Raw genomic sequence first — 4723 nt, forward strand, 5'->3', positions numbered from 1 at the left:
CTTGAGACGAATGAGCGGCGTGTTTCCGATGGTGTCGATCACTGAATCATACATAGGCCAAGTCCTTCATTCTGCGTGGCTTGAACCTATTTGTCCCGATCAAACCGTTCAAGCATAGAATTTTTCAAACCAGACGATATGCGGATATTTATTTCAAAGAAACATTTGAAAAGGCCGCCGACACGATGTGCCGGCGGCCTGATAATACGTCAATAGAAGCTGTTAAGCAGCCCTTGCGCCGAAGCCTTTTTTGTTGCGGCGGAATGGACGCTTCTGTGCGGGACCACCTGCATCATTGCTCCATACCTTTTCACCGTGTGGTTCACGCGGCTTGCCAGCAGACTGGCCGCGATGCGGCTTCTTGCCAGGCGTACCGTTACCGCCTTCGCGACGCGGCGGGCGCTGGTCGCTATTGGCAGCACGAGCAGGAAGGCTCGAAAGGTCGATCGGCGAATCCGCCATTGGCAGACGCATACGCGTAACGCGTTCGACAGCCTTGAACTTGGAAGCCTCTTCCGCCGGATCATAAAGCGTGATCGCCTTACCGGATGCGCCATTACGGCCCGTACGGCCGATCCGGTGGACATAGCTCTCTGGCTCGTCCGGCAGATCGAAATTGATCACGTGGCTGATGCCAACGACATCGATGCCGCGCGCAGCGATATCGGTTGCGACCAGAATACGTACGGAACCATCCTTGAAGCCATTCAACGCGCGCTGGCGCGCATTTTGCGACTTGTTGCCGTGAATGGCCGCAACATTATAGCCGTCTTTCTCCAGAACGCGTGTAACCGCGTCAGCTCCATGCTTGGTTCGGGTAAAGACGATAACCGACGACAAGTCCGCATCCTTGAGCATGGCAGATAGAACCTGCTTCTTCTGCTTGGTCGGTATCATGTGAACAACCTGCTTGATCTCGGCAGCCGTTGTACCCTGCGGCGCAACTTCCACACGAACGGGATTGCGCAAAAGGCTTGCAGCCAATGTGGCAACTTCCTGCGGCATCGTCGCCGAGAACAGAGCCGTCTGGCGATCACGATGAGTGCCCTTGGYAATGCGCTTCACATCGTTGATGAAGCCCATGTCGAGCATGCGGTCAGCTTCATCGAGCACGAGCCAGCGCGTCTCCGAGAGATCGACGCGGTTGTCACGCACAAGGTCGGTCAAACGTCCTGGTGTTGCGATCAAGACATCGACGCCGCCCTGCATCTTGTTGATCTGGGCAATGCGTGAGACACCACCAAGAACGAGCGCGGTCGAAATGTGCGCGCCTTTTGCCAGTGTACGGAACGTTTCTTCGATCTGTACGGCAAGTTCGCGGGTTGGAGCGAGGATGAGCGCACGGGCGGTCTTGCCCTTGCGCTTATCACCAATGGTTATAATTTTCTGCAGGATCGGCAGTGCAAAAGCCGCTGTCTTGCCGGAGCCTGTTTGGGCGATGCCAAGAATATCCTGACCGGCGAGCTGCGCCGGGATAGCCTGTGCCTGGATGGGCTTGGGGGTAGCCATTCCAGCTGCCTCGACTGCCTTGAGCAGGACGGCATTCAGACCCATGGCGGCAAACCCGTTTGTTTCAATAGTTTCCAATTCAATCTTCTTTCATTGGCCGGCGCGGAAAACCGCGGGCCACACAACGCATCACAGGGCGCAACCTGCGTGCAATAATTTTGGGATAAACGACGAGACGCGAGGAACCCCGTGCCAATGGCTTTGGGTTCATGCGACTTGCGCAGCCGTGCCCACCGCATCATGCGGATGGGTCTCAGACGCCACGAAGTCCTCAATCGGAAGACCGGATTGCCCGGTCCAAGCGCCTGATCGGCATATGGGCCTTCTTACGCCAAAAAGCAAACGATTTTATTGTGCGGCGCAAAAGGACCAAGCTATTTGGCGAAGCGCTTGGCACCCGCCACGCATAGTATCACTGCAACAGTGACGGCGATCATTGGCCAGCTGACGGATTCGTGCAGCAGTGTCGCAGCGAGAACGAGACCGAAGAAAGGTTGCAGCAGCTGCAGTTGACCGACAGCCGCAATTCCGCCTTGAGCCAGCCCGCGATACCAGAAAATGAAGCCTATCAGCATTGAAAAGAGCGAGACATAGAAGAGGCCAATCCAGGCGGGCTGCTTGATGATCCTCAAATCCGACGGGAAAACATAGAGGGTCAGGGGCAGCATGACTGGCAACGAGAGGACCAACGCCCAGCAGATCACCTGCCAGCCCCCTAGTTTGCGCGACAACTGCGCACCTTCCGCATAGCCAAGCCCGCAAACGACAACGGCCGCGAACATCAACAGATCGCCGGTTAGCGATGCCGCGAAATTCTGCGTCAATGCAAATCCAGCAACGAGCAGGCTGCCCGCACAGGAAAACAGCCAGAACAAAGGACGCATGCGCTCACCACCGCGCAACACACCAAAAATGGCAGTCGCAAGTGGTAGAAGCCCGATAAACACAATGGAATGAGCTGACGTGATGTGACGCAGTGCCAGTGCGGTCAGAAGAGGAAAGCCAACGACGACACCCATGGCAGTGATGAACAACGGGCCGAGATCCGTCCTCATCGGGCGCTTTTCGCGGAAGGCTAGTAGCAGGGCAAGCGCCAGCGCAGCTGCAATCGTGGCACGCGCACCGGTCACGAAGATGGGATCAAATCCAGCAACGGCCGCACGTGTCGCCGGCAACGACCCACTGAAAATAAGTACGCCGATAAATCCGTTAATCCAGCCGCTTGTTATCTTGTCCATATTTTCTCTGCCATGCGATCACATCGTAAGCTGTATCCACCTAGCGCCGTAGATTTTCCAGATACGGTACAGTACAATACACGCAAACTGTCATGGGATGGCAAGCAGTACAGATGGACAAAACCGTTGAACTCAAGCTCGAAGGAGGAACGCTGGTCAATCGCGTGATGCACGAGGTTCGTCAACGCATCGCCGGGCGCGCACTCACGCCGGGAGCAAAGCTCCCCTCAATACGCAGTTTTGCCGAGACGTTGTCAGTATCGAAATCGACAATTGTCGAGGCGTATGACCGGCTCGCGGCCGAAGGAATCATCTTGTCGCGACGCGGCTCGGGCTTTTATGTCGCCGGTCATCTGCCGCCTCTGTCACTGGCTGAAATCGGGCCGCGGCTTGACCATGCCATTGATCCTCTTTGGGTGTCGCGCGCGTCACTGGATGCAAATAACAGCACGGCAAAGCCCGGTTGTGGTTGGCTGCCCTCCTCATGGATGCCTGAAGCAGGAATTCGTCGCGCCCTGCGCGCCGTGGCAAGGGCGGATGAGTCCTCCCTCACCGACTATGCATCGCCGTTAGGGTTGAAACCATTGCGCCAATTACTTGCACGCCGCATGGATGGACATGGCATTGAGGCGGTTCCCGACCAGATCATGTTGACGGAATCAGGCACGCAGGCAATCGATCTTCTTTGCCGTTTCCTGATTGAGCCTGGGGATGCCGTCATCGTGGATGACCCGTGTTATTTCAACTTCCACGCCTTGCTCAAGGCGCATCGGGCCAGGGTGATCGGGGTGCCTTACACGCCAAACGGTCCCGACCTCGATCGATTTGCGGAAGCGCTTTCGGAACACCGGCCTCGCCTCTACATTACCAATTCCGCCCTGCATAACCCGACTGGCGCAGTGCTTTCGCCCGTCGTCGCCCATCGGCTGCTCAAGCTTGCAGAGCAGCACGATCTGACAATCATCGAAGATGATATCTTTGCCGATTTCGAACATGAATCGGCACCTCGGCTCGCTGCGTTCGATGGGCTAGATCGGGTCGTGCATATCGGCAGCTTTTCCAAATCGCTATCGGCATCTGTTCGCTGCGGCTTCATTGCTGCGCGGCGCGATTGGATCGAAGGGCTGGTGGATTTGCGTATCGCTACATCCTTTGGCGGCGGACGCCTGGGTGCAGAACTCGTACTGTTCATGCTGAAGGATGGAAGCTATCGCAAGCACATGGACGGCCTGCGCACGCAACTGGCAAAGAGCATGGGCGACACAATAGCCAAGCTGAAGCCGCTCGGCCTGGTTCCCTGGATCGAATCGCGCGGCGGCATGTTTCTGTGGTGCAAACTGCCGGAAGGCGTGGACGCCGCAAAGATTGCGCAACGCGGCCTGGCAGAAGGGGTGATTTTTGCGCCAGGCAATGTGTTCAGCCAGTCGCAGGCCGCGTCTTCCTACATGCGTTTCAATGTGGCGCAGTGCAACGACCCGCGTATTTTCACGGTACTGGAAAGGCTGATTGCCGATCAGACTGCTTCTGCCAGTTTTTGAAGAGCCAGGACAGTTCGCCAGTTACGTGCGGTGAGCGGCACTTTCAGCGCCTTGTCGAGTGCGAGGGCGAGTTTTGAAGTGCCAAAACCGTCGGGCGTATAGAGGTAAAGAACACGGTTCCTGACAGTAAAACTTTCGGTTTCACTCGCCTTGCTGGCAAAATTTTCAAGCGCAGCGTCAGTCGGGTCTTCATCAAGAATGACGGCGTGAAGCGACTTTGGATTTTCTTGGGCTTGGGGATAGGGATTCTTCGCGATCATACAGTTCCATTCGTCAATATTACGGATAGAGACACGCGATTCAAAACTGAACGTTTTCAAAAAAATGCCCGAAATTGTCTCGGCGATCTGGCGAGCCGTCGTGTTGGACCTGAGAACAACGTTGCCGCTTTGCATATAAGTTTGCACACCCTCGAAACCCGCCTCGACAAGCACGTTC

The 4723-nt window shown here is 56.1% G+C and carries 4 protein-coding genes; 1 reads left to right on the plus strand and 3 read right to left on the minus strand.

Features of this window, described 5'->3' with window-relative positions; translation table 11 throughout:
* Positions 1-222: 222 nt before the first annotated feature.
* Entirely contained in the window at positions 223-1554 is a 1332-nt protein-coding gene (locus ACXJ5O_RS19300) for a DEAD/DEAH box helicase (RefSeq protein WP_457301311.1), read from the minus strand.
* Between the two features lie 329 nt (positions 1555-1883).
* The gene (locus ACXJ5O_RS19305) at positions 1884-2747 is read right to left on the minus strand and encodes a DMT family transporter (RefSeq protein ID WP_457301308.1); all 864 of its coding nucleotides are present in this window, start codon (positions 2745-2747) and stop codon (positions 1884-1886) included.
* A 113-nt stretch (positions 2748-2860) separates the two neighbouring features.
* Between ACXJ5O_RS19305 and ACXJ5O_RS19310 the strand changes: the two genes are divergently transcribed.
* A complete protein-coding gene (locus ACXJ5O_RS19310) occupies positions 2861-4285 on the plus strand; it encodes an aminotransferase-like domain-containing protein (protein WP_457301309.1) in 1425 nt (474 codons plus the stop codon).
* On the opposite strand, the gene ACXJ5O_RS19315 is transcribed toward ACXJ5O_RS19310, so the two are convergent.
* Positions 4261-4723 (minus strand): DUF1697 domain-containing protein (locus ACXJ5O_RS19315; RefSeq protein ID WP_457301310.1); only part of this gene is annotated, 463 nt, incomplete at its 5' end. The two genes, ACXJ5O_RS19310 and ACXJ5O_RS19315, sit on opposite strands and share 25 nt — an antisense overlap.

The organism is Phyllobacterium sp. P5_D12, from assembly GCF_054049495.1.